A 26,467-nucleotide genomic window follows, 5' to 3' on the forward strand; every position below is an offset into this window, starting at 1 on the left:
GAGTAGGGAGTAGGGATTAAGAAAGCTTTGCTTTCAAGGATTTTTGTAAACCTCGAAGCATTCGTTGTATTTCGTCAGTTTTGGTCAGGATTTCTTGGAGTTTAGGATTGGTTATGTATTCCAATTGTTCGGCTACAATGAGTTGGGTTTCAAGTTCCGCCAAAGAACCGAGAGCGATCGCAATAAATCGCAGGAATTCTTGTGTTGAATCTCTAGCATGACCTTCTGCCAAATTTGATGGGATCGATACCGCCGCCCGTTGCATTTGGCTACTCAAACCATATGTTTCAGACTTAGGAAAATCTCGTGTTAATAGATAAACTTGCTTGGTCAAGCTTACACCCAACTGCCAAACTTTTAAATCCCGATAACTATTAATTGCGATAGATGCTAAATCAGTGTATGTATCTTTTTTAATCCTACTCCCTACTCCCCACTCCCTACTCCCTTAACCCGTTCTAAAAAGTCACTGAAATCAGATGGTAATGTTGATTCTGCAATTTCCGGGACGAGATAGTGATAGTTAGTATCAAACCACTTGGTCATTTCCAAGGCGGGAATTCCTTCTTTACCTCGTGCCATTGTAAAGTAGCGTTCTAAGCCAGAAAGCTGTTGAAATCTTTCAGGAATCAGCCCAAAACGAAATGTCCAGTCAAGTACATGATCGTAGAGAGTTGTGTCTCCAATTACAATATGGTCAATTCCGGCTTCAAGTTGAGTTTTCCAGTTATATTCCTCGACTTTTCGCACAGTTTGGAGTAATGATTCTGACTCTATATTACCACTCCAAAATGATTCTAGCGCTTTCTTAACTTCCCGGTTTTTACCAATGCGGGGATAGCCTAATGTTGCTATTTGAATCTGCATTACTTTCTATTCCTTTGAAGACTAATGATTTAGGTACTGGTGATTGGGAACTGGAAAATTTTACCCAATCATCAATTAACAACAACTTATGTTTAATTTTGCCCACTTATTTAGTGGTGGAATCTTTGCTAAAATCCCCTTTTTCAAAGGTTCAGGTCGTTCTGACCAAAATAATAAACCATCAGGTTTAGTATAATATTGAGTTGCACATTTCAGTACAGCAGATGCACAGCTGTCAACTGGTAAATCGCCAAAGAGATAGGTTGATTTACCTTCTGCTGTAAAGGCAATGACACAAGAACGACTACAAGCACTCATGCATTCAACTCCCTGAATGTGGAATTTATTTCGCAATTCCCAATCTTGTGCAAGTTGTTGAAGCTGTTGTAGTAGTTGTTCACCTTTACTTTCACCAACTCGTTTACCGTTTTGCCACACGCTGTCACAAGTCGTGCAAACAAATAAAGTATGTTGTTTATTGAGCATTAATTTTGAAGTTTGTAGAAAGAAGTCTGAATCGCAGATATGACAACTTTTTGCAGTCGTGCAACTGCAACATAACTGTAAATTTGGCAGAAATAATTCTGTAGAAGCTTTCACGCCAGCAAAAAACTAGCGCAAATGACAGTTGCACCAAAGCATAATTGCAATTATCAATAAACTGTCTGTAATTTCACAGCCATGAGTAGTCTGTGGGGTATCTCTGGCACTATGAGAACGTGAAACTGATGTATCGTTGAAATATTTATAGGAGTATTCACCTGTACCTCGCAGATGGGTATGAGTTTGTCTGTTACTTTCGGCGGGCATTCTGACTCACAAGGCAAGCCTAGCCTTGATTACAGCTGCGGGACAGCGCCGGATTTACACCGGACTTTCCCCCTTTCCTCTAGTGGCTGTTCCCCACTAGAACCGAGTTCTAAACTTAGACTATATCATTGTTTACAGTTTAATGCAAAATTCAATCACCTGTTTTGTTATTGGCGGAAAACTTTGATTTAGGGAGATCCCAATAATAAAATGCCCAGCCAGATCAAGGATATTATGTCCACACGACTATATCTTTGGCGATGAAAGCCTTTCCCTACGGGACGCTGCGCGAACAGACGAAAGCGACGGCTGGTCACTTTATGATTGGTAAGTGCCTTCACAAGAAACTTACTTACCTTTGCTGTAAATACTGGAGGATACCGCGAACGATCGCCTCAGCCATCCGATTATCATACTCTGGGTTCGCCAGTCTGGGGTTATCTTCAGAACCTGTTACAAAACCAGTTTCTATTAAAATTGCGGGCATAGAACTTTTTCTAAGCACATAAAATCTAGCTCGTTTTACTCCTCTGTCTTTTAATGTCGGAATGGCTTGAAGAATGCTTTTGTGAACCACTTGCGCTAAACGATAACCCCGGTCGTAATGATAGGTTTCTAAACCATTTGCACTAGGGTTGTTATCAATTGAATTTGCATGAATGCTCACGAATAAGTCTGCATGAACATGTTCTGCCATGACAACTCTAGGAGCAAGATCGATAAAATAGTCAGCATCCCTTGTCATGATGACTTTAATACCATTTTGCTCTTAGAGGATGTCTGAAAAGTAAGAAAGCCCACGTAACTGTATCCTGTCATTAGAAAAAATACTTAAGTATGACAGAGTTACGAGAGCCATGAATCCATCGTACCCAAGTAATCTGACTTCTGAGCAGTGGGAACTACTATCAGGGCTAATTCCTACGCCAAAAACAGGTGGTCGAAAACGTAGTGTTGATATGCAGGCGATCATTAACGCCATCCTCTACATCTTGTGTGCAGGTTGTGCATGGCGAATGCTGCCAAATGACTTTCCCAAGTGGAAAACTGTGTATCATTACTTCCGGCAATGGCGAAAAGATGGAACATGGTTTGAAATTCACGAGCGGTTACGTTTATGGGTAAGGGTAAGTCAAAACCGAGAAGCATCCCCCAGTGAGTTATGGACAGCCAAAGCATTGAAACAGCAACAATGGTATCGCAAGAAGTTGGTTATGACTCTGGCAAAAAGATTAAGGGACGAAAACGCCATATACTTGTTGATACACTTGGTTTACTCATTGTTGTTGTGATCACTGCTGCCAATGTTAGCGAGCAAGCAGGTGCCAAACTAGTTTTTTCCAAACTCGATCAAGTCCGCGATCGCTTCCGTCGTTTAATCACAATTTGGGTTGATGGCGGCTATCGTGGTAAGGGTTTTCAGCATTGGGTGATTGATATCTATCGATGGATTGTAAGCGTTGTCACCCGCCACGAAGAACAGAAGGGTTTTGTTGTATTACCCAAACGCTGGCTTGTTGAGAGGACTTTTGGTTGGTTTAATTGGTGTCGGCGATTAAGTAAAGATTATGAAATCTTACCGGAAACGACAGAAACCTTTGTTTACGTTGCGATGATTCGTCTGATGCTCAAACAACTTGCGTGATTAAAATTACCTCTAAAAAACTTTTCAGACATCCTCTAAGGTGCGCTCTAATTCTCCTGATTGTAAATTCCATAATTTAACGGTTTTATCTGTACTACCACTGGCAATAACTTTTCCATCTGGGCTAATTGCTAGACTTAAAACTGAACCCGAATGGTTTTTAAGGGTATGTTGCAATTTACCTGTATTTAAATCCCAGATTTTAATTGTTTTGTCTGCACTGGCGCTAACTATAGTTTTGCCATCAGGCGTAATTTCTACGGCATTAACCCAGTTAGAATGAGCATTGATCTCCCAAATTAATGAGCCTTTACTTAGATCCCATACTTTAATTGTTGTATCTGCGCTACTACTTACAAGGGTATTGCTATCTCGATTAATAGCGACAGATAAAACCCAATGAGAATGTGCATCAATGGTGCGAAGCAATTCTCCTGTTTGTAAGTTCCAAACCCAAATTTTTTGCCAGCTTCCTCCCACTAAAATTTCATTATCAGGACTGATGGCAACACAGGCAATTGTATCTGTAGGGAATATCGGTTTATTAGAGCTTATTTCTCCAGAATTTTTGCAGAGATAAGGGTTGTGTTGATGGAGTATCCAGTAAGCAGATTGTCGGATTTTTTCTGAATTATCCTGTAAGGCTTGCTGTGTGAACAAATCTAAACCTTGCTGACCCAAAGTTAGTGCTTGTTCTAAAGCTATGAGTCTCTGCTGTTCGCAATTGTCTGCTAAATGCCGCTTGGCTTTTGCTAACGGTAAAGATTCCTTTGATTTATTAAACATAAGGTTCTAATTTATATACTATTCTCAGTATTACCATTTATGAGGTTGTAACAACAATGGCGAGTAATGTTTAAATGAGTGATTATAATGAAAAAGAACTTATGCACAATCAGCAAAAAATTTAGTTACTTATTGATGCTTAAGTTCTAATTTTGGAAGTGCGATCGCACTCTAAAGTCACTCATAAACTTGCTAGTTTTGTCAACTCTCTTCGCCAATCTTCATCATGCCGTAGAGTAAGGATATGGTAACTGGTATTGTGCTTGAGATTATCCCGTTCAATTTGGTCTTGCTTACATTTTTCAGGGCTGTCATGAACTGAACCGTCGCAGAAAACAGCAATGCAATTTTCTTTATAAAGAAAATCTGGCTTACAGTTTGACTCTGGAATCAATTCCTGTGCAGTATCGGGTAATTTATACCCACTGTGATAAATTTCATCTAAAACTACGCGTTCAAATTCAGAATTAGGGTCTGTTTGTAGCAGCAGTTGTTGATACTGTTCATCACGACATATTCCTTCTATCTGCACTGTACTTTTTCGCAGTTCGTCAAGCAAGGGTTTGATGAGATGGCGATTTATCAAAGCATGGTCGAACTGGTTGCGGTAAGAAAGCAAGCATTCATAGCAAGCTTGGACACAGCTATCTTTAGGTTCTTTGAAATGGCAAATATCTAAAGCTGCATCGGCTATTTTTTGAAAAGAATCAGGTTTTTCTAATAGTTGAGAAAGTACACCTGCACCGCCTTCCGTAGCCTCCCAGAATAGCAAATATTTTCCGTCTCCCAGGCCTTCGGAGTCGAGTTCATCGGCTTCTAATTTGTACACTGCTTGGATGGCAGTTTCCAAGACATATTGCAGGGTGGCAATAAAAGCTTCTCTTTCGTCTGTGGGTACACCTAATGGTTCAACAACCAAAATATTGCAGGTGTTTTTCACCATTAAGTTAACGTCGGCGTGAATGCTATCTTTTGCTGAGTCGTTTTTGGCATCGCCCCAAATACCAGTTTTGATGTCGAGTTTAAATCCTCGTTCCTCGCTTTTTTTCTTGTTCAGTCCACGATTAATATGCCAGATGTCTGCCGTAGCGCCGTAGGTTAAACGTAATAATTCTGTACCATCGGCAGTCTGTACCGTTGCTGATTGGCGTTTTTGCTGGTCATAACGGAAATGGGTGGTAATATTGTAACCGTATTTAAGGCGTTCTTCTTCGTCGCAGGTAATGCGTTCTCGTCTCCAGGCGATCGCAGTTTCCATTGATAATAAGCGTGTAAGTAAAGCCTTATTATTGTTACTATCGACAAGTTTTGCCCCGCAGTTCTCACAGGTATCGCGGTGACTGGTTGCCCCTTCATGGAAATAACCGCATTTAAAGCAGACATTTACGCGTTGATAGTCAGCACCACCAACAGGGATTTTGGTTTTAGCTACCATAAATTTACTACCCTCGTAGTAAATAACATTACCTGGGGCAAATTCTCTCAAAGCTACGCTACGGAGGCGGGAAATAAATTCGCCACTTTCTTCTGTGGGAATAAATGCCCGGACTGGTAAGCGGGGGAAGTTAAACCCAGGTAGAAATCCCTCGGCAGCAAAGTAACGATAGGGGTAAAATTCAAATTGATTATTGCTTTTGCCTTGGACTTGTCCTACTAGCAGGTCAATTTGTCGCAGTGCTTCTTTTTCTTGGGCTTTAGCGATATCTCGTTCTTCTTGGGTTGCATAGCCTCTGGTATAACGACTTGTGCTGTCGCGGGCTTTTTCTAATTGTTCAACTGCATCTTTGTATAGTCTACGCCAGCGATCGCAAGCTTGATCGAAGGCATTATGTGCATTTTCTAGGGTAAACTGTAACCAATTTTCCGAATACCAAGAAGTTTTGTTCAGATCGTTTTGGCAGAAAGTATCAGATAAAATCAGTTTTGTGGCTGCCAGACATTTGGCTAATTTTTCCTGACTCATCTTGATTTGCTGACTGACATCTTCTTTTAGCGGACAGTCCGGCGAATCTAACTCCAGAATTTGGTTCATGGAATTTTCCAGATATAAGCCAGTGTGTGCTAGCCAAATTGAATACACATGAGATTTAATTAAATCCTGATTTGCTAGTTCTAATTTGGGCGGGGCGACGACACCAGCAACCATTTGACTTTGACGTTTAAAGAAATATTGGTCGTGACCGCTACCAATGGAGGCATAAGTAATTACTAAAGCTTCCTGTCCACTTCTCCCAGCGCGACCACTACGTTGGGCGTAGTTGGCTGGACTGGGGGGAACATTCCGCAGATGAACAACGCTGAGGTCGGAAATGTCTATCCCCAATTCCATTGTCGGAGAGCAAAATAAAGTTGCTAATTTGCCATGACGGAATGCGTCTTCTCGTTTCTGGCGGTTTTCGTTTTTTACCTGTCCGGTATGTTCTCGCCCTTCTAATGCTTTAATTTGATGAGCGTTAGTTTGATAGAAGTCTTGAAAAAATTGGTTGACAGAAGTATTTCTGTCGCTACCTTGCAAGCGACGGGAGGTTAAAGGGTCGGGGGGAATTTCACTTAATTTTGAGGCCACCCAGACCATTGAATTAATTTTTAGTTGGACTTCTTCTTCCTTCTTGTATAAGTAACCTGCGTCTGCTAAAGCATTTACCAGAGCATTAATTAATTGGTTATAATCTGACTCTGGCAAAGGTTTTTGCAACCAATTCCATGCCCGATTAGAACGCAGAAAGCGCCCGATTTCACCACGAATTGTCAGTCTAATTGTATTTCGTCGTGATTTACCTTTTTTCTCTGTGGGGCTGAGGCTTGCCCAACTAGCTTCGTGTAAATATTCAAAATTATCAATTGTCCAAGGGTCTTTTAGTGCTTGGGATACTTCCTTTTTCAGTTGTTCTGTTCCCTCTCGCTGTAAAATTATCGCATCAATTACCAATTTTTTTCTGAGGTGGTCGAGGAAGGTTTTAACAACAAAATATCTTTGTGACGGTGAGGCTTGCAGTAAAATTGGATGGCGGTATTTTTGCCAGAGTTGAGTATTTTCACAAGTTGCTAATAGTTCGGCGTATTCTATGGTTAATAGACCGCATTGTTCTAGATTTGGTTGGACAATTCGCCAACCGCGACGTAAATCTTCATATAGCCGATATTCAATTAAATTGCTAAAAGCTTCTTCATTCTTGCGTTTACCAAAGCCAAATTCTGCGGCTTCGATTGCATAATCTGCTTGAGATAAAGCCATCTGTTTGACAACTTCCGCCGCCAGTGCTTTGTGAGTTAACTTTTCATTTTCTTGAATAGCACTATTCAAAGCTGCCCGTAAGAAACTGGTTTGGACAAAATCATTGAAATGTCCTGCCTGTAATGAAGCATCTTGACGGTTATCAGTAAAGCTGAGGATTTTTGCGGCTTTGGCTTTCTCGCCAGTGAAAACTTGCTTGAGGCGACTAACGGTAGAAAGACAAAGTAGAGTTGTTGCGGTACTACGCCCTTCACTACTTAGACGAGAGAGTTTGGTAAATTCGTTTTTCTTTTGGTCGTACAATACACCGCAGTGGAGACAGGTAAGAAAGGGTTTAGGAATAAACCAACAGGTAGTTCCCTGTAATACAGAGTTTATGACTTTACCGTTGGGTAGAACTTGCAGTTTGTGGGGAATAAAAGGTGCATATTTTTTTTCGGGAATACGCCCTTGCCTTTTAGTTTCTTTAAACCATGAGTCAGGAAGTCTCTCTTCGTCTTCTTTATCCCAAAGTCCGGGTTCATCAAGGGTTAGGTAGCCTTCCTTGATATCTTCATTGTCAAGACTATCTAAGGCTGTGGGTAATTGGGGCAGTACAATATCTTTTTCAGAATCGTAGCGCACCACATAATAGTCTTGTCCGCATTCCCGACAAAAGACGAGGGGGTAAAGCAGTCGGTTTTCGGTGGTTGTGTACTGGCCTTCCAGGGTGAGAAGTCGTTTGTCTCGATTTTCAATGGTGGCGTAAACGCTACCGCCTTGGGAAATAAACTGATGCAGGCGGAATGCTAACCCCTTAGTTTTGCTTCCCCAAAGAAATATTTGTTTGAGGATATTTAAGCAAGTTTCCTCGTTGAGTTGGGTTTCATTTGCAAGTTGATTTGCACCTGTTTCTAGGGTGATGGGTGTGCGACGCACGAGATGTCCTTGTTTGTCTTCTAAACCAAAGTTCATCTCTACCCAGTGGCTAAGGGAATGCTGTTTAAAAGCGTCTAAGGTTTGTTCGGACTTTGGAGGTAAACCTTGAATAATGCTTTCCCGCAATTTTTCTGTGGTGGGTGCAGCACTTTTGATAGAACGTTCTAAAGTTTCATCAATGACGTTGCTGGGTTGAATTTCTACACCGAATAATTTACTAGCAACATCTGCCACTACCTGACGGCGTTGCTGGCGGGAACCTTCGGAAGACATGGTGGCGCTAGTGCCAATACACAGAAGTTTCTGGCCGCAGCGTTGCCGAAGTTTGCGAATTAAGATGGCGACATCTGCACCTTGCCGTCCTCTGTAAGTATGCAGTTCATCTAGTATCAGAAATTTTAAATCGGGGGATGCTACTAATTTATCTTCGTGCGTGCGAGAGAGCATTAACTCTAGCATCACGTAATTTGTGAGCAAGATTTGAGGCGGGTTGTTTTGAATTTCGGTTTTCTTATCTAGTTTTTCTTGCCCAGTGTACTTTTCAACGCGAATATGGGTGTTAGGTACTTGTTTGAGAAATTTTCTTAATTCTTCTTCCTGAGAATTAATTAGGGCATTCATGGGATAAACCAAAATAGCCCTAACTCCTTTGATTTCAGGATGGTGTAGCAAATCATCAATGATGGGTACAACATAAGTTAGGCTTTTACCGGAACCGGTTCCTGTGGTGACAACGTAGGGTTCTTGACGTTGTGCTGTTTCAAAGGCTTCTTTTTGGTGGTAGCCGGAGTTGTTCTGAGAGTTTCTCCAAATAGTTTTGTAATTCCTATCGCTATAGAGTCATTCGTTTCGCTGCTAAGTTCGTTGAGGTAAATACGGCGCAGATGATGTTCTATCAAAAACTGATAACGTGGGTGGGGTAGAATTTCATTAATACGTCTGTCGTAAATAACAATTGCATACCATTCGGAGTTAGCTGGTTTGTATTGACTGAAGTGAAGGAAAAACTATTGCGAACCAGTCAGGGTTAGGTGGCTGATATTGGGTGAAGTAAAGGAAAATACTTGTAAACAGTCTGTTATAAAATTGTTCATCTTTGTAAAACTGAACTTCTGCAAAATAAAGTGGTTCATTAGTAAATTCTGCAAGGGGAGCAAATAATCCATCTAATCGGAAGCTTGTTTGTTTAATTTCTGGTGCGGTAAACTCGTAAATATCGGTGTTAGTTGGTTTACCAATAATTTCAAAGAAGATGTTAGGGAATTCTTTCAATATTTCATAGAAAATTGCATCTGTTTTCATAATTAGGAATTACGAATTATTTAAACATTCTATCCCATGCCTCTAGCACTAACCTTTGTGTGCGGTATTCACCAAATTGCTTAATTTCGTTATTCTTCAAAACGCGGAATGTTTCGCTGGGGAAGTCTGCGCCGTAGACATCAGCAGGGTCGAGAATATATCGCAGTTCATCACGGGTGAGTCCGTAGAGTTTGGCGTAATATGCGTCTAGTTCTGCTCTTAATAATGCGCGTCTGTTGGGATTCCAAATGAAGGGTTCGCCGTCGTATCCCATATCTTTAGCGAAGGGTTGCATATCCCAGGCAGTGTAGACTAATTCAAGTACGCGATCGCTAATAAATTTGATATCTTCTGCGGTGTATAATTCTGGGGGAAGAACGGGAAGTTGTCGAACAACGTAGAAATTTAAATTTCCACCACTAGCTTTTTGCTTGGCTACATAATCAAGAACTAGGGAATTAAAATTCGCAACTAATGCACTTATTTTTTTAGGATGTTGGTTAGAAAAAATTAAAGGCATAGAATTTCCAACACCAAATTTAGGAATAATTGTGAATCGAACACTTCTTGAGTCAGCAACAGCACTCATAGCATTTCTAAAACCGATCAACCAGGAATACTTCCAACTATCCGGTATTCTAGCTTTGACTTCGGTGTCTGGAACCCAATATCTAGGAGTAATAGACCAGTTTGAATTCTCTAAATTTTCCAATGTTGCTTTGGTTGTGCGAGGACGTGTTCCATACATATCGCACTCTGAAATCCCAGCAAAAGTAGATTCTCTATGATTAAAGATATCTGTCAGCTTTGATTCATACATTGGTAAGTAATATTTATTATCTTTTCTCAGTAAATTTTTATCAAGATACCATCCATTTTCTTCTAGCTGACTTTTCTTGCGGAAGAAAGCTGATGAGTCATTAGTCATATGAAACATTGCAGCAAATTTAATGCCCCAGAAATTTTGTTGCAAAGCTTCATTTTCTAGTACAGGTACACTTTGATAAATTTTTTTGATTAGGTTGACATCTTCAACTGTTCTAAGTATCGGCAGATTTAAAGTGTTGGGATTTAATCTTTCAATATCTTGAATACTTAAACTATAAACTCTGCCATCTTTTGCTGCATCTTTGAGCTTCCAAAGCTGTGCAGCAATTAATACATTGCCTACTTGATTTTTAGAAAAAGTTAATAACGAAAATGAATGTGTACTCTCCAAATCTTTAAATATATAGCCTCTGTTTGTAAAATCATAAAAACTCACAACAGATTTGCTTTTTACTAATTCCTGAATAAAAAGTTTAGTAGAATCATCAGTGGCAATTCCAGGTGGTACAATACAGCCTACTCGACCAACAGACTTAATAATAGTCCTGTTAAGTTCTGCAAAAAGAGCATAGGTATTGACATCTCCTACGGCAGTGAGTGAAAATTTGCCAGACTTACGGACAAATTTACTCTCTGCCTCTGCATCATGCTTTGCATCTTCAAATTCGTATACTAATTCAGAATTTGTTTTATATAATTTTTTTATTAAAGTTTCTCTTTCTGTTTTACCTGCATTCGCAATTTCTAGATTACGACCAGCAAAAAAGTCTTTCTCTTGTAGCTTAATCCGTTCCCAAGGTGGATTTCCCAACACACAGTCAAATCCACCTGCCTCAAAAACTTCAGAAAACTCTAAACACCAATGAAAAAAGTGCTTTTCTTCAGCTAATTTATTCGCCGCATCCACAACCTTTTGTGTTGAGGTATCACCTTTTAATAGGTGAGATAAAGCTGCTGTAGTGGGTAATAACTGTAAATTATCTTCAGTTAATGGCATAAAAAATGCCGCCGTCCACAAATTACACGCTGAATAGTCTTGCCACCAACTAGGATTTTTACGACTTTGCTGATATTGTGCCTGCTTATCCTTCACTTGTTGGGGTGAAGTTTCAGGAATTTCTCCTAACTCTCGAAAACTTGCAATATATTCTGTACGTTGCTTTTCTAAATGATTAAATATTGATAATTGTCCTTGTAAATCTGTCTCACGTTGTTTTTTATTTTCCTTTTTACGACGATTTGCTAAAGCCTTATCATCACCCGTTACTGGCTTAAACGCTTCATCAGGTATTCCCTCTTTCAGGCAATCTAAATTCATTACTCCCACAAGGGAATTACCACACTTAATCCTGTGGTCTAAAAAATTAAGAGGGAAGCCGCGAGAAAAACCTTCAATCCATAAGGCTACTTTGCACAAATCAACAGCCAAGGGGTTTAAATCCACCCCATAAATGCAATTTTGAATAACATCTCGAATCGCTAACTTTAAAGGTTCACTACCTGGTTCAGCTTCCCCAGTGCGAATTTTAGCTAATTCCTTTCCTACCCGACGTGCTGCGGCTAAAAGGAAATGACCTGAACCACAGGCGGGGTCTACAATTTTAAGGTCGAGAAGTGCTTTTTCTAATTCGTAATTGCTTTCTGCGTTCCGAAGCTTTTCTTTTGTACTACGAAGTTTTTCTTCAATTACAGGTTGTAAAGCTGTTTTTATCAGTTGTCCCACTAGCTGCGGTGGCGTATAGTAAGAGCCAGTAGTTTTCCTCTCACTACCAAATACTAATTTAAATTCGTAATTTTTAGGAGAGATTTCTGGGTGAAAATCAAGGAGACTTTCATATACGCCACCTAATTCTTCTACGTCTAAGGCAGCATAATTTACCCGTCGTAATTGCCCCTTATCTTGATATAATGATAACTCCCGAATCGCTACTAGCAAGTCGTAATTATCAATAGCACAATCATCTAAAGCTGGTAGAGTATACGAACCAAATAAATCGCCATTTAATGGTGATAATCCTAAATATTTTCCCCGCCAATTTTCATCAAACAGCAAGAATGTAACCCGCAAACCCTGCCATAAATCTTGAAAGCCTTCCCGCCGCCAATGGGGACGCTCGGCTAACTCTCGCAGTCGCTCAATGCTGTAATATTCTCGGTAGATTCGTGCTTTCTCTACATCTTCACCAATTATTAATAAATTACGGGACTCTGCCACCATCAAAAACAGCAGGCGATAAATCAGCCGCAACAGTTGGCGATAATAAACTAATTCGTAATTCGTAGTTCGTAATTCGTAATTATTAAAAAACTTTTGGCGGAGGTGTTCGTTTTGTGGATGTTGGAGAAAACCTGTCCCTAGCTGTATTAGTGCTTTTTCTACCCCATCTCGGAGTCTGTCGCGTACCCGTCCGCCCTGTTGCAGTGCTTCTTGGTGATAATATTCCAGTAAGCACTTATCCGCATCATCGATACCTTCAGGCAAGCGAGAACGGTGAAACAACCGATAAAATAGCCCAAACTCGGCAAAGTTCTCACCGTTGAGAATCTGTTCTAAGTCAAATTCGATATAAGTTAAACGAGTCATCAAGGAAGAGTCGCGCAGTAACCGCCAGCGAAAACCGTTAGTTGCGATCGCCCACAGATGTTCCGTTTTGTTAAGATACTCCTGCACCAGTGCGTGTGCTGATAACCTGGGTGTGCCACTGGGAGGACGATGATCTACCTTGATTCGACAACCGATAATGTGGATCGGTGGCTTGTTTTCGCCTAATTCTGCACGATGAGAAATCGCATAAGTTTGTCCCTCCACGACTTCGGCTTTAGCAGTGTAAACAGGGTTATATCCGAGACTGCGTAGTAAGGGAACTACCCACAGTTCGCGGGTAACGCTGGTAGCGATATCATCTGCATCTAACCTGTCTAATTGCCGTTGAAATGCAGCCCAATAAGCTTTAGCATCACCCCAAGCGATCGCAATTTCATCTGCTAGCTTGTCAGTTTTCGTAAAACCAAAATCCTCTGGTGCTTGCCCTTTGATATTACCTGCCAGCAATTCGGCAGTTTATCTGCTGCTAGCAAATTCCCTTCAATCTGAACGCCTGCTAAAGTAATCCTTGTTACACTCATCTCTGACGCACCTAATATTAAAAATTGTCTAAAAAATTACGAATTACGAATTACGAATTTTCCCAGGCTGGAGAATATAAACCCCTAGAATATCCATTGTTAGCTGGGGTTTAACCTGAATCTGTCCTTCTTGGGTGATTGCTCTGACTCGTCGATGTGATTGGGAAAGAGAATGCGATCGCTCTCTGGCAAATAGTTCTAAATCAGACTCAATCTCTGTAATTTTGCTGAGTAACTCTTCAATTTCCGCCTGTTTGATGCCTAGAGGCGCATCACCCACAGGGTTAGCTTGTTCCAGCAAAGATTTTGCATCCTCCGGTGTCAGCCAGATGGGATTAGATGGAGGCCCAGTAAATCCAACTACTGCACACTCCTCCGCCAGCAAACTTTGGTGTTTGGGACTGTTTAACAAATGCCGTAGCCGCAATAAGAGCAAAGTCGTGCGCTTGGTGACAGTATCCGTCGTAGTAAAACCACACCGTGCTGCGACGGGTCTTGATTATTGGAGAGCGCATCTTCAATAATGTGACGCGCTAAACCTTCTACCAAAGGGTGATTCCGTCCTACATATTCCACCCCTTCTGGTGCAGGGGTTGTAAAGGTGAGCAAGCGCGGCTTATCCCCCAAGGAAGGCTGGAGAAAATTAGGAATTGTCGATAGTAGCCAACCCTGTTTTTTCTTACTTAACGAACAAGATAGGCGATTTGCTGCTGACAACACGAACCGTTCCACATCCTGTTCATTACCTAGAATTTGGTCAGATTCAATCAGTTCTTGCTCTACCTCCACAGGTTTGATTGAACGTTGAGCAAAGCGAGTACGGCTAGTTTTTTCTCGCTCTACAGCTTTGTCCCAATTTTTATGAACTTGGTCAACAGCAGATTCTTTTTCATTCAATAAATCCAGCAGAGACAATTGCACCGCATCTTGAGCGCGGTCAAATAAAGATTTAAAAACAGCTTCCGACACTGTGGTGCTGTCCATTGGTACGGGGACAGTAATTCCCAAGGTCTTGTGAATTTGTACAGCCTTGCGAATTAGCACGTCCAAAACCGCGCCATCTACCGGATTATCTGAACCGTAAAGCAAGAAAGTTTTAACTTGACTTGCAGTTTGACCATAGCGGTCAATACGTCCTTCCCATTGTTCCAAACGATTCGGATTCCAGGGTAAATCATAGTGAATCACTGCACTGAAGTGAGATTGCAGGTTTACCCCTTCACTTAAACAGTCGGTAGCTACCAAAACTCTTTGAGGATATGACTTTAACTCTTGCAGGCGAATTTCTCGTTCGTCTTCTGAAAGTTCCCCAGTAATGGCAATGACTCGAATTTGACTCCCCTTCTTTTCTAGTTTTTGCTTGAGAGTATCAGCAACATAATTTGCTGTGGCAATATAGCGACACCAGATAATCGGGTTAAAGCCTTCTGAAAGCAGGGTTTGTATGGAAGCGATACATGATTGTAATTTTTGGTCTTTCTCACCCTGTAACTTTTGGGCTGCTTGCACAAAAGCTCTAAGTTTGCGTTTATCTGTATCGCCATAGCTTTGCTGTCCCTGTTCTACAACCACAGTCGGAGTTGCATCAACAGCTTGTTCCTGGTCTGTGGAGTCGTAAACGTAAGAACTCATTAAGTCTTTGTCTAAATCAGCAAGCAAACTATCGTCACCGGATTTACTCACCTGACGGTTTAACGTTGTTATTGCGGCGGCGGGAGAAGACATCACACAACGAATCAACGCCAAGGCAGACCAATAACGTCCCCGACGCTGGGCATAGCTCATGTCTTGTGTCGTAGTTTTTACTAGCCCACGAGCAAAGCTGTAGACATCATCAAATAATTGCTTATATTCCTTCGATAACTTGTAAGGCTTTTCTTCTGAATCTCTTTCAGGAAAAGGCGTTTCATTCCCCAACCACTGTTTAACATCTGCCCGCCGACGCTGAATAAAATGACTCGCCAGTTTGTCTCGCTGTTTCTCTGTTAGGCGGTCTAGGGTTAATTGCTCAAACTCCGGTTGGAGCAATCCTAGCAGTGATAAAAAAGACTCTTCAATGCCACTGTGAGGAGTAGCCGAAAGTAATAATAAATGGCGATTATTTTTCTCGGCAATCTGCTGAATTAATTGGTGACGTTGCTGCTGAAATGTACTCTTGCTGCTGGGACGGGTACAAGTATGCGCCTCATCCACAATTACAAAATCAGGACAGTGTGTAATAAAACTTGCACGACGGCGTTCTGCCTTGGCATAGTCCAAGCTAACAATCAGGTGTCGATAGTAACTAAATATATGAGAACCATTCGGGATTGCTCTCTCCAATTTAGAAGCTGTTCCAGAACGGACTACCACAGCATCAATATGAAACTTTTCGCGTAATTCCTGCTGCCACTGGTCGCATAAATGAGGAGGGCAAAGGACAGCTATCCGCTTTACTTCACCTCTATCTAAAAGTTCACGAGCAATTAATCCACCTTCAATGGTTTTCCCAATTCCCACGTCGTCTGCAATGAGTAGACGCACTGTCTGTCTCTAATCGCAACGCCATCAATAAAGGCACTAACTGATAAGGACGAGGACGCAATGATAAACGTCCTAAACACCGAAATGGCCCTGCTCCACTTCGCAGCAAATGACGTGCTGCATCCATCACTAGGATTGCTGCTGTATGGTCTTTAATACTGATAGCGTTTGGTAAGGGAAAGGTTGCTGGTTGCAGAGTTTCTATCCCTAACTCTTGAAGCTTCTGATAAATTCCTGCGATTTCCTCTTCGTTCCCTGAGAGAGGACGCAAGCGAATTATATCTTCAGTTTCGGTAGGTAATACAACCCAATGCCGATTGCGACAATTGACTATAGAGCCTGGTGTGGGGTTTAACGTTTCCGTCATCGTTTCTCTGTATTTAAGAGTAGGCAGCAAAGGATAGGCAGTAAGGATTGATTTCTTACTACCTGCCCTCTCTAAAGTGCCAATAGATATTATTTGTAATGTTTAATCGGTAACTAAGTTACTTCGTAAAATTACAATTCAATGTCGCTTGGTTGCGGAAGAAGACACTCTCCGTCAACTGTGGGAACTTATGGCTGAAAAAAATACACCACTTATCAATGAATTGTTGCTACAGGTAGGAAAGCACCCAGAATTTGAAACCTGGCTAGAAGAAGGCAAAATACCTACTGAATTACTTAAAACACTTGTTAACTTCCTCGAAACTCAAGAGCGTTTTGCTGGTCAACCTGGACGCTTTTACACCTCAGCGATCGCTTTAGTGGATTATGTATATAAATCCTGGTTTGCGTTACAAAAACGCAGAAAGTACCAAATAGAAGGGAAAGAGCGTTGGCTGAAAATGCTCAAAAGCGATCTAGAACTCGAACAAGAAAGTCAATGTAGCTTAAACGTAATTCGTACTAAAGCCACCGAAATTCTTACCAAATTTACCCCCCAGTCCGAGCAGAATAGCAACCAGAAAAAGGGCAAAAAGACTAAAAAATCTACAAAGTCCAAAAAATCTTCACTTTTCCAAATTCTCTTAAACACTTACGGAGAAACAGAAGACCCTCTTACTCGTTGCGCTCTCGCATGTCTGCTCAAAAATAAGTGTAAAATCAGTGAAGTCAACGAAGATCCAGAAGAATTTACTAGAAATAGACGCAAAAAGGAAATAGAAATTGAGCGATAAAAAGACCAACTTCAAAGTCGCATACCTAAAGGTAGAGATTTGACAGGAGAAGAGTGGTTAGAAACTTTAGAAATTGCTACAGCTAATGTAACTCAAAATGAAAAAGAGGCAAAAGCTTGGCAAGCAGCACTTTTAAGAAAAACTGCTGATGTCCCCTTTCCCGTGGCTTACGAATCTAACGAAGATATGACATGGTTAAAAAATGACAAAGGTCGTCTCTTTGTTCGGTTCGATGGCTTGGGAAAACTGACCTTTGAGATTTACTGTGATCAGCGTCATTTGCATTACTTTCAACGCTTTTTAGAGGATCAAGAAATTAAACGCAATAGTAAAAACCAACATTCAAGTAGTTTGTTCACTCTGCGTTCAGGGAGGCTTGCTTGGTTCCCAGATGAAGGAAAAGGTAAAGTCTGGAAAGTAAATCAGCTGCATCTTTACTGCTCTTTAGATACTCGGATGTGGACTACTGAAGGAACTCAACAGGTGGTTGAGGAGAAATTTACAAAAATTACCAAAACTTTAACGAAGGTAAAACAGAAAGATGACCTCAAAGATAAACAGCAAGCTTTTATCACTCGTCAGCAATCAACGCTAGATCGAATTAATAACCCTTTCCCTCGCCCCAGCAAGCCTAATTATCAAGGTCAACCCTCAATCCTAGTTGGCGTTAGTTTTGGTCTAAAAAAGCCAGTCACAGTAGCGGTGGTAGATGTTGTTAAAAATGAAGTTCTAGCTTATCGCAGCGTCAAACAACTACTTGGTGAAAACTACAATCTTCTCAATCGTCAGCGACAACAACAGCAACGCCTATCTCACGAACGACACAAAGCTCAGAAACAGAATGCGCCAAACTCCTTTGGTGAATCAGAGTTAGGGCAATATATAGATAGATTATTAGCAGATGCAATTATTGCGATCGCCAAAACCTATCAAGCAGACAGCATAGTTATCCCAAAACTCCGCGATATGCGTGAGCAAATCAGTAGCGAAATTCAATCCAGAGCAGAGAAGAAATGTCCTGGTTACAAGGAAGCTCAACAAAAATATGCCAAAGAATATCGTATAAGCATTCATCGCTGGAGTTACGGTCGATTAATTGAGAGTATTAAATCCCAAGCTGCAAAAGTTGGAATTTCTACTGAAATTGCTACACAGCCAATCAAAGGTAGTCCACAAGAAAAAGCGGGAAATTTAGCCGTCTTTGCTTACCAAGAACGTCAAGCCGCTTAAATTTAATTCACTAATCCGAACCTAGAAAATATAATATGTTTATAACAGCGCCGCAGTTCATGCTCTTTTGAGCCAATGTACTGTGAAAAATCTGGGTTAGTTTGGCGGTTGTCAGACCGTCATGCTTTCTGACCCTGGTAGCTGCCCGCTTCTGATGCTGCTGTCGCAAGACAGGATAGGTGCGCTCCCAGCAATAAGGAGTAAGGCTTTTAGCCATAGTCGTTATTCATAACGGTGTGGATTACCACAGTGGTGGCTACTGAATCACCCCCTTCGTCGGGGGAACCCTCCAAATATTTTTTTGGCGTGTCAAAGTGGGGGCAAAATCCCTGGAGTCCCGCCAAAACTTTAAAACCCTTATCCAGTCTTGACTTAAGAAACTAGTGTGTCAATGCATTTAGTTTTTTAATTTGCAATTCGAGACATTTTAAGCACACCTGCCAAATTATGTGTATGGAAAGCTTTTATAGCAAGGGTTCTAGACGGGTAGAGTTTCAACAACCATCCCGGCTAGGGGTGGGTTGAAAGAATGCTGGCGCGAAACGCTTACTTGGGCAGGAAGTGTTTCAACAACCATCCCGGCTAGGGGTGGGTTGAAAGAAGCAGGCACTAATCCAGTCTCCCCACTGGATACAAGTTTCAACAACCATCCCGGCTGGGGTGGGTTGAAAGGAGAAGATTCAACTCCATACATCAAACTCCCAGAGTTTCAACAACCATCCCGGCTAGGAGTAGATCAAAAAAATAAGCAATAGAAAATATGTATTCCTACTAACCACATTTGAAAATGGTTAAAGAGTACAACTAAGTTATTAGGAGGGTTGAAAGGAGTGCTGCGATCGAACAAATGTCAGGGAAAAATAATTTCCTTGTGGTAAGTTTTACAGCTAATGACGGAATAAGACGACATTAATTTGCGAAAACCTAATATACTAAAATTAGTGACACAAACGTTACGAAATCGACCTTAATTTGCAAAAAGCGACATCAATTTGCGAATTGCGACATATAATTTGCGAATGTACAAATGGAGAATAACGGATTCGAACCGATGGCCTCTGCGGTGCGATCGCAGCACTCTACCAACTGAGCTAATTCCCCTTAATCGGTGCTAAGTCAAGAGTAATATCACTCATTAACTCAATACATTATCACCATAAACTATTCTAACATTCAGTTACCGATGGTTGAGGCTGTTTTTGGGAATAAACTTTTTGCACCCGTTCGAGTTCCAAATCACTAAGATAATCAACAGTCCAGTTACAGCAGCGTTGAAGCATGTGGAATGGGTAAGTATTTGCGACACCAACAACTTGCATTTGCGATCGCTTTGCCGCTTCGATACCTGCTGGAGTATCTTCAATTGCCAGACACTCTTGTGGTTGAAGATTCAAGTCGGGATATTTTTTATTTAGGCGTTTTACTGCCAGTAAATAACCATCGGGTTCTGGTTTACTGGTGGTGATGTCATCACCCGCGACGATAATTTTAAAATGTTCGGCTAGTTTAGCGCGATTCAGTACCAATTCTATTTCTTTGCGAATCGCGCCACTAACTAATCCTAGTTTCAGATTCCGCGATCGCACCTGAAATATTAAGTCTTCTACACCTGGATATAAAGGCAGTTTCTTTATTTTTTCTAGTTCCACCGTATAAGCTTGGGCTTTGCGGTACAGCAACTGAGTTAAATAGCTTTCATTGCCTACTCTACCACGATTAGCGAGTAGTTGCCCAAAACAAGCGCGATCGCTGCGTCCTAAAGAAGCTTGACGCTCACTCACCTTTTGGGGTTGGAGATTTTCTTCAATGAGAATCTCATCGATCAGTTGCAGGTGGATTGGCTCATCGTTAATGATGACACCATTAAAATCAAAGAGAACTGCCTTTAAACTCATGCCATTATGCCAAACGCTGGAGAACCAAGTCCCTCCAAATCATTATTATCTACTGATGTGGGAGTGTACTGACGGACATTTTCGATTGCTATTGGTTTAAAGCCACTAGTTACCTGATTTATCCACCATACATCCTGCGATCGCACTGCTTCAAATCCGGCTGCACCCATATTCGCTTCTATACTACCAGCAGCATACTCACGAATATATGGCTCCTCAAAAACATCATTGAGCCATTCTAACTGACGCAGAGTCTTCTGATTCCCATCTAAAATTAACACTTGACCTCCAGTTACCAGCAACCGGAAGCTTTCTCGCAGAATAGCTAGAGACACCGCATCTGGTGTTTCGTGGAATAGCAAAGAGGCTGTTACTAAGTCAAATGTTGCATCCCTCAAACCAGTTTTTTCAGCATTTCCGTGTCGCCAGACTATCTCCAAGCCAGCATTTCTAGCTTTATCTTCCGCCCTTACCAGCATATAGGGTGATAAGTCCAAACCAATAACTTCCGCTTCGGGAAAAGCCTGTTTTAACATTAAACTAGTGGAACCAGTGCCGCAGCCTAAATCGAGTATGCGTCGTGGTTTCACCTGAACGGCATCAACTAAAGCTTGACGGACAATACTTTCATTAGGCGGTAGAACGTATTGAGTAATCGGATCGTAAGTAACTGCTGCATCGGAATTGAGATATCCGCCAGCAATACCGTGAAAGTTTTGATTACTGTAGTACGACGGAATTATGACATCATCTCGTCGATAGCGATCGCTCTCTTTCTCCCAATCAATACTATCAGCGTAACGCCGTAACCCGTCTTCATCAATCAAAAGACGTACTACAGGGGATAAAAAACGTTCCCAGATTGTATCTTGACGCACTGCCATATTGTGTCAGAACTTTAAAGAGCTACTTAAACAAAGTGATTTTCTTTACAAATTTTAATACATCTGGGAAGCATCTGCTTTCTCCCTGTGGTGATATGTTGACGATTGTAATTTACTGTATTATGATTGTAGCATAAAAATGTAACTCCTAAAAGTAGTTCTTCAGCTTCACGAAAATTCAGAGAGCCAAATGAAAGACAATACAACATTTATATTGCTACAACTAACTAAGTAATGGGTTATAAGTCATACCGATAAGTATCACTACCCTATACTCAATCAAAAATCTAAAATTTAAAATCCAAAATAGAAAAAATTATGCCCTACGAAAAGTTAGAAATTACCACACCAGCACCCGTCTTATCTTGGGCAAATCACTCTTTGGGCCCAGAAGAAACCAAGATGGCCAAGAATGTGGCATCATTACCATTTGTATTTAAGCACGTGGCATTAATGCCAGATGTTCATTTAGGAAAAGGTGCTTTAGTGGGTTCTGTAATTGCAACCAAAGAGGCAATTATTCCAGCTGCTGTAGGTGTGGATATTGGTTGCGGTATGAGCGCTATCAAAACAGCATTTACCGCCGAACAACTAGAAGGTAAACTCAAGAAAATCCGTCTGGATATTGAAGCAGCAATTCCAACTGGATTCAACGAAAATAAAGATGTTGAAAAATCTGTCAGCAACTGGCAGCACTGGGATGATTTTAAAGACTTGCATCGCGGTGTGCAAGACCTACAAGGTAAAGCAATGAAACAGATGGGTTCTCTTGGTGGAGGAAATCACTTTATTGAAGTGTGCCTGGATACAGAGAATCAAGTTTGGCTGATGCTGCATTCTGGTTCGCGTAACATTGGCAATAAGCTTGCCCAGTGTCATATTCACACAGCCAGGGAATTAGCAAAAATGGCAGGTAATAAATTGCCTGACCCTGATTTAGCTCACTTTGTCGCTGGTACCCCAGAATTCCAGGCATATTGGCACGATTTGCAATGGTCACAAAACTATGCTCGTGTCAACCGCGATGTGATGATGGCGCGTTTTAAGCACATAGTTGAGAAGCATTTAGCCGGTGGGAAGGCAACTAAACCTTTATTGCAGGTTAATTGTCATCACAATTACGCCGAAAAAGAAGTGCATTTTGATGAGGATGTATACGTTACTCGTAAGGGTGCAGTCCGCGCCCAGACTGAAGATTATGGGATTATTCCTGGTTCGATGGGGGCGAAATCTTTCATCGTTAAGGGTAAAGGTAATGCTCATAGTTTTTGTTCTTGTTCTCACGGTGCAGGGCGTTTGATGTCTAGAAATAAGGCAAAAAATGTCTATACGCTTGATGATTTAATTGAGCAAACAAATGGTGTAGAATGCCGCAAAGATGAGGGTGTGTTAGATGAAATTCCTGGTGCTTATAAGTCGATAGAGCAAGTTATGGAAAATCAAGCGGATTTGGTTGAGGTTGTAGCGACTCTCAAGCAAGTTCTTTGTGTGAAGGGATAAGTTTGTCGGGTGGGTAATACCCACCTTTTTTATTTTTTTAAACGCAGAGGTACGCTGAGGTAAGCGCAGAGGTACGCTGAGGAATAAATGATTGTTTTAAGTGCGACTGAACAAATAGAGACATCTGCTAGGGCTAGTGAAAAGAAGTTAATAGTGTAACTTTGTCACGTATTAGCTTATTATCTTTTTTGTAGTGGCTTACAAGTGAGTAGCAACATGAAATCTGAACAACTCTCAGCCATTCATGTGGCAAGCGGAAATCTTGTGCCGATGAGCAGCAAACCTCCTATTTTATCAAGCACTAATCACTGGAACGGGATTGTGCTTGAACAGCATTATTTACCCGCCTTTGAATGTCCAGAGCTTTGCTTACAGCAGCACAGCATTAATATTTGGCTTGGTAATTCATGTCAAATAGACTGGCGGCTAGCAGGTGGAAGGTTACACAGTACGCAGATGAGGAGAGGTTTGGTTAATGTCACTCCAAAGGGGATTCCGACTCAAGCACGTTGGCACCAGGAAATAAAATTTTTTTTAATTTCTTTTGATTCCAGTCTATTTAAGAGAGTAGCAGATGAGACGATCATTGGGAGCTATCGCACTATTGAAATTATCCCACAGCGCGGAGTCTGTGATCGCCAAATTCTTCATCTGGGAATGGCACTTAAAGCAGAGCTTGAAGTCGGATGTCCATCTGGTAAACTATATGGTGAATCAGTTGCTACTGCTCTAGCAGCCCATCTCCTCAAGACTTATTCTGAAACACAGCAACTAATTGCATTTGAGGTTAATCTTTCCAAGTGTCAATTACGGGAGGTAATTGATTATATTTATGACAACATAGCACTAGAATTAACGCTGGTAGAACTGGCTAGTCTAGTGAATATGAATTCTTATTCATTCTGTCGTTGGTTTAAACGTTTAATGGGTCTTTCTCCACATCAATACGTTATTCAATGTCGGATTGAACGAGCTAAATTTTTACTCACTTATACTCAATTACCTATTATCGAAATTGCACTTCAAGTAGGCTGTTCTAGCCAAAGCAACTTTACTACCCTTTTTCGTAAGCATATAGGAATCACACCCAAAGCATATAGAGAGATGATATAAATTTTGGGATTTTGCAAGATTTAAACATTTTGAAAGCAAGTTTTCAGAAGACAAAAGTTTCACTCACAATTTATTCTCATAATTGACCAGTGAAATCGAGAAGATCATGCAAAATAGCCAATACGAACAAGAGTATAAGAAAAGAGTAATTGATTTCTTCGATAGCAGAACTAGCTATGACAACGATTATACAATTCATCGCGCTCTGCCTCTACTAGATTTAGTTCAACTGCAAAAGGGACAAAAAGTATTGGATATGGCAACTGGCACAGGTATCATTGCCATTGCTGTTTCACAAATTATCGGTTCTGAAGGAAAAGTCACTGGAGTAGATTTTTCTTCAGAGATGCTAACTCAAGCACAACATAAAATCGAAGAATTAGGCTTACAAAATATCGAACTTATTGAAGCCGATGCTGAGTATATCGACTTCAATGATGAGGGTTTCGATGTAATTCTTTGCTCTACAGCGATAGTGTATTTTAAAGATATTCCTGCTGCTCTACGTAAATGGTATCGTTTTCTCAAACCAGGGGGAGTTGTAGCTTTTTCTTGTTGCTCTGAAGAATCTTGTGGAGCGCCACTCATCATCGATATTTGTAACAAACATAATATTTTGCTGACAAGTATCAATGAGCCAACAGGCACACCCGAAAAATGTCATCATCTGCTTGCAGAAGCTGGTTTTCAAAATATTGAAGTGAAGATCCAACAACTAGGTTTCTACCGCAATCTAGAGCAAGCTAAAGAATGGAATGGAGGATGGTTTAATCCCAGAGAAAATCCTTTGTTACAGGTTTCATCAGAGAAAATGACAGAATTAAAAGCAGAGTATCGTCAAAAAATTGAAGCAGAAGCAACCGAGCAAGGAGCTTGGTACGAAAATCTGACTTTTTTTGTAACTGGTCGAAAAGTTTAAAGCAAACTCTAATTTTCTATTGTATTTAGCCAATTCATTAAATCAGCTTTACTAGCAAAATCTAGTAATACTTCACCCAAGTTTTCTAACTGAGCCAAGAGGATGTTTGAAAAGTTTTGGAGGCAGGGGGAAGGGGGCGTCAGTCCCGTAAATTTTTGGAAAATTGGGATGTTCCCTAATAAACCTTGCTATGAGCAATGAATCGCTCACTACGAACTAGGATTTTATTGTATGTTTAATTATGCCTACCTACTTATTAGTTTAGACATAAAAAATTTAAGTGTAGGTATTGTTGGTTGTTAGCGCTACTCTACGACAAACTGCTGTTTGCTGATAGCGCTAACATTTAAATTTGGTGTTTTTTCAAAACTACAGTGTCAAAGATTGAGGATTTGTCTCAATCAATTTTGCTAAATCTTGCAGGAACGCCGCAGCATGGGCACCATAAATAATCCGGTGGTCAGAAGTAATATTGACTTGCATTTGTTGCCGCACGCCAAATAAACCGTCGGGTGTTGCTATTACTTGCGGACGGGATGCCCCGATCGCTAAAATTGAACCTTGTCCAGGCGGTAAAATTGCATCAAATTTGTCTACGCCAAACATCCCCAAATTGGACAGGGTGAAAGTACCACTGTTGTATTCTTGGGGCTGTAATTGTTTTGCCCTAGCTCTGTCTACCAAAGACTTCCAATTACGCGATAGAGAATATATGTCGACTGCATCTGCATTTTGCAGGACAGGTGTAATTAATCCGCCATCATCCATCGCTACTGCTACGGAAATGTTGATATCAGAATGGTAGACAATTCCCTGGTCTGAGTAGCTAGCATTTAACAATGGGTGTTTTTGCAATGTCACTGCTACAGCTTTCGCCAATAGCGCTGTCATTGTCACACCTTTGGATTTAATTTGTTTATAAAGTTTGTCTAATCCATCGGTGGTAATTGTATAACCGACACGGAAGACGGGCACGGATATGGTAGCTACCATGTTCCGCACTACGGCATTTTGGAAGGTAGTTAGAGGTACGATTTGACCAGGAACAGCCGCCGCCACGGGTGCGGGTGATGGTGTCCGAGGTGCTGGGGGTGTAACTGGGGCGCTGGTTGGTACAGGTGCTGCTGGGGCAGTGGCGGGTTGTTTGCCCTTGTTAGACAATGCTTCTACATCTTCGGCGACAATGCGTCCGTGGGGGCCACTACCTTGGAGTGTAGTTAAATCAACTTTGAGTTCTTTGGCTAACTTGCGGGCACGGGGTGAAGCTACAAGCCTTCCTTCTTTGTGGTTAGACCCGTTTTGAGACGCTAAGGCAGGTGTTGCAACTGAGGCTGTAGCGGCGATTGGTTCAGGGGAAGAGCTAGTAGTAGCAGCCGCGCCGCCAGAATTGGCAAGAGATTTGGCAGTTTCAATTTCAGCTTCCGTTTCGGCGATGAAGGCGATCGCAGATCCTACCGGGGCAGTTTCACCAGCTTCAACTATGATATGGGCAAGAAATCCCTCATAAAAGGTTTCTACATCCATATCTGCCTTATCTGACTCTACAACCACCACTGTTTCGCCTTTTTCCACTTTGTCCCCAGGCGATTTCACCCAGGAGACGATTTTGCCTTCTGTCATGGTGGAACTCAGCGCCGGCATAAATACTTCGTGAATGCTCATAGGGTGGTTTGGAAATCAATGGTTTATGGACTTTAACAGTTTTTGTCAGATCGAATTGTATCTT

At 41.3% G+C, this 26,467-nt stretch carries 19 protein-coding genes, 1 tRNA gene, 4 pseudogenes and 1 riboswitch; of the genes and pseudogenes, 5 read left to right on the top strand and 19 right to left on the bottom strand.

The genetic code is table 11. The annotated features are described in order from the left end of the window. Positions 1 to 16: 16 nt before the first annotated feature. From HWQ40_RS18535 to HWQ40_RS18550, 4 genes and pseudogenes are all read right to left on the bottom strand, one after another. Entirely contained in the window at positions 17 to 418 is a 402-nt protein-coding gene (locus tag HWQ40_RS18535; RefSeq protein WP_366934008.1) for a four helix bundle protein, read from the bottom strand. Between the two features lie 8 nt (positions 419 to 426). Then, complete coding sequence (locus HWQ40_RS18540; protein ID WP_292780209.1) at positions 427 to 867, bottom strand: hypothetical protein; 441 nt, start codon at positions 865 to 867, stop codon at positions 427 to 429. A gap of 75 nt (positions 868 to 942) precedes the next feature. Further along, positions 943 to 1,353: a DUF1636 domain-containing protein gene (locus HWQ40_RS18545; RefSeq protein ID WP_292780211.1), complete on the bottom strand. Its 411-nt coding sequence runs from the start codon at positions 1,351 to 1,353 to the stop codon at positions 943 to 945. Positions 1,354 to 1,650: 297 nt separating this feature from the next. Further along, positions 1,651 to 1,799: riboswitch (cobalamin riboswitch) on the bottom strand. 230 nt (positions 1,800 to 2,029) lie between these two features. Beyond that, positions 2,030 to 2,446: pseudogene (locus HWQ40_RS18550) on the bottom strand (N-acetylmuramoyl-L-alanine amidase); the annotation flags it as partial. 88 nt (positions 2,447 to 2,534) lie between these two features. Here HWQ40_RS18550 and HWQ40_RS18555 point away from each other — a divergent pair. Further along, positions 2,535 to 3,322 (top strand): annotated as a pseudogene (locus tag HWQ40_RS18555) (IS5 family transposase). Between the two features lie 24 nt (positions 3,323 to 3,346). Here the strand turns inward: HWQ40_RS18555 and HWQ40_RS18560 are convergent. The 9 genes and pseudogenes from HWQ40_RS18560 to HWQ40_RS18595 all read right to left on the bottom strand — a co-directional run bounded on the left by HWQ40_RS18560 (position 3,347) and on the right by HWQ40_RS18595 (position 16,407). Further along, positions 3,347 to 4,108, bottom strand: coding sequence for a WD40 repeat domain-containing protein (locus tag HWQ40_RS18560; protein ID WP_292780213.1), 762 nt, complete (start codon positions 4,106 to 4,108; stop codon positions 3,347 to 3,349). A gap of 181 nt (positions 4,109 to 4,289) precedes the next feature. Beyond that, the gene (locus tag HWQ40_RS18565) at positions 4,290 to 8,534 is read right to left on the bottom strand and encodes a helicase-related protein (RefSeq protein WP_366934009.1); all 4,245 of its coding nucleotides are present in this window, start codon (positions 8,532 to 8,534) and stop codon (positions 4,290 to 4,292) included. 51 nt (positions 8,535 to 8,585) lie between these two features. After that, a pseudogene (locus HWQ40_RS35665) lies at positions 8,586 to 8,984 on the bottom strand (DEAD/DEAH box helicase); the annotation flags it as partial. Beyond that, positions 8,960 to 9,160, bottom strand: a complete 201-nt coding sequence (locus tag HWQ40_RS18570) for a hypothetical protein (protein WP_366934005.1) — start codon at positions 9,158 to 9,160, stop codon at positions 8,960 to 8,962. The pseudogene HWQ40_RS35665 and the gene HWQ40_RS18570, both read right to left, overlap by 25 nt. 73 nt (positions 9,161 to 9,233) lie before the next feature. Then, entirely contained in the window at positions 9,234 to 9,563 is a 330-nt protein-coding gene (locus HWQ40_RS18575; protein WP_366934006.1) for a DUF2887 domain-containing protein, read from the bottom strand. A gap of 16 nt (positions 9,564 to 9,579) precedes the next feature. Further along, positions 9,580 to 13,443 (bottom strand): DNA methyltransferase, encoded by a 3,864-nt coding sequence (locus tag HWQ40_RS18580; RefSeq protein ID WP_292780215.1) that lies wholly within the window; start codon positions 13,441 to 13,443, stop codon positions 9,580 to 9,582. Between the two features lie 117 nt (positions 13,444 to 13,560). Further along, positions 13,561 to 13,929 carry a hypothetical protein gene (locus tag HWQ40_RS18585; protein WP_292780217.1) on the bottom strand — a complete coding sequence of 123 codons (369 nt, stop codon included), beginning with the start codon at positions 13,927 to 13,929 and terminating at the stop codon, positions 13,561 to 13,563. Then, complete coding sequence (locus tag HWQ40_RS18590) at positions 13,923 to 16,040, bottom strand: helicase-related protein (RefSeq protein WP_292780218.1); 2,118 nt, start codon at positions 16,038 to 16,040, stop codon at positions 13,923 to 13,925. Before HWQ40_RS18590 ends, HWQ40_RS18585 begins: the two co-directional genes overlap by 7 nt. After that, positions 15,994 to 16,407 (bottom strand): hypothetical protein, encoded by a 414-nt coding sequence (locus HWQ40_RS18595; protein ID WP_292780220.1) that lies wholly within the window; start codon positions 16,405 to 16,407, stop codon positions 15,994 to 15,996. The genes HWQ40_RS18590 and HWQ40_RS18595 overlap by 47 nt, the downstream gene beginning before the upstream one ends. 130 nt (positions 16,408 to 16,537) lie before the next feature. Between HWQ40_RS18595 and cas12k the strand changes: the two are divergent. Then, positions 16,538 to 18,430 (top strand): annotated as a pseudogene (gene cas12k / locus HWQ40_RS18600) (type V CRISPR-associated protein Cas12k). A 478-nt stretch (positions 18,431 to 18,908) separates the two neighbouring features. On the opposite strand, the gene HWQ40_RS18605 reads toward cas12k, so the two are convergent. The 4 genes from HWQ40_RS18605 to HWQ40_RS18620 form a co-directional block, all read right to left on the bottom strand. Continuing rightward, positions 18,909 to 19,124: a hypothetical protein gene (locus HWQ40_RS18605; protein WP_292780221.1), complete on the bottom strand. Its 216-nt coding sequence runs from the start codon at positions 19,122 to 19,124 to the stop codon at positions 18,909 to 18,911. Positions 19,125 to 19,458: 334 nt separating this feature from the next. Beyond that, a tRNA-Ala gene (locus HWQ40_RS18610) sits at positions 19,459 to 19,531 on the bottom strand. Between the two features lie 65 nt (positions 19,532 to 19,596). After that, on the bottom strand, positions 19,597 to 20,325 hold the full coding sequence (locus HWQ40_RS18615; protein ID WP_292780222.1) for an HAD family phosphatase: 729 nt from the start codon (positions 20,323 to 20,325) through the stop codon (positions 19,597 to 19,599). Further along, positions 20,322 to 21,209, bottom strand: coding sequence for a class I SAM-dependent methyltransferase (locus HWQ40_RS18620; protein WP_292780224.1), 888 nt, complete (start codon positions 21,207 to 21,209; stop codon positions 20,322 to 20,324). The genes HWQ40_RS18615 and HWQ40_RS18620 overlap by 4 nt, the downstream gene beginning before the upstream one ends. Before the next feature lie 318 nt (positions 21,210 to 21,527). Between HWQ40_RS18620 and HWQ40_RS18625 the strand changes: the two genes are divergently transcribed. The 3 genes from HWQ40_RS18625 to HWQ40_RS18635 all read left to right on the top strand — a co-directional run bounded on the left by HWQ40_RS18625 (position 21,528) and on the right by HWQ40_RS18635 (position 24,741). Continuing rightward, positions 21,528 to 22,709 (top strand): RtcB family protein, encoded by a 1,182-nt coding sequence (locus HWQ40_RS18625; protein WP_292780225.1) that lies wholly within the window; start codon positions 21,528 to 21,530, stop codon positions 22,707 to 22,709. 216 nt (positions 22,710 to 22,925) lie between these two features. Then, positions 22,926 to 23,822: an AraC family transcriptional regulator gene (locus tag HWQ40_RS18630; protein ID WP_292780226.1), complete on the top strand. Its 897-nt coding sequence runs from the start codon at positions 22,926 to 22,928 to the stop codon at positions 23,820 to 23,822. A gap of 106 nt (positions 23,823 to 23,928) precedes the next feature. After that, positions 23,929 to 24,741: a class I SAM-dependent methyltransferase gene (locus tag HWQ40_RS18635; protein WP_292780227.1), complete on the top strand. Its 813-nt coding sequence runs from the start codon at positions 23,929 to 23,931 to the stop codon at positions 24,739 to 24,741. 8 nt (positions 24,742 to 24,749) lie between these two features. On the opposite strand, the gene HWQ40_RS35670 is transcribed toward HWQ40_RS18635, so the two are convergent. Together HWQ40_RS35670 and HWQ40_RS18645 are read right to left on the bottom strand one after the other, a co-directional pair. Next, a complete protein-coding gene (locus tag HWQ40_RS35670; RefSeq protein WP_366934010.1) occupies positions 24,750 to 24,911 on the bottom strand; it encodes a DUF4351 domain-containing protein in 162 nt (53 codons plus the stop codon). Between the two features lie 199 nt (positions 24,912 to 25,110). Continuing rightward, on the bottom strand, positions 25,111 to 26,403 hold the full coding sequence (locus HWQ40_RS18645; RefSeq protein ID WP_292780229.1) for a dihydrolipoamide acetyltransferase family protein: 1,293 nt from the start codon (positions 26,401 to 26,403) through the stop codon (positions 25,111 to 25,113). Between the last annotated feature and the right edge of the window lie 64 nt (positions 26,404 to 26,467).

It is taken from the genome of Nostoc sp. NMS9 (assembly GCF_017114995.1).
Classification (GTDB): Bacteria; Cyanobacteriota; Cyanobacteriia; order Cyanobacteriales; family Nostocaceae; genus Nostoc.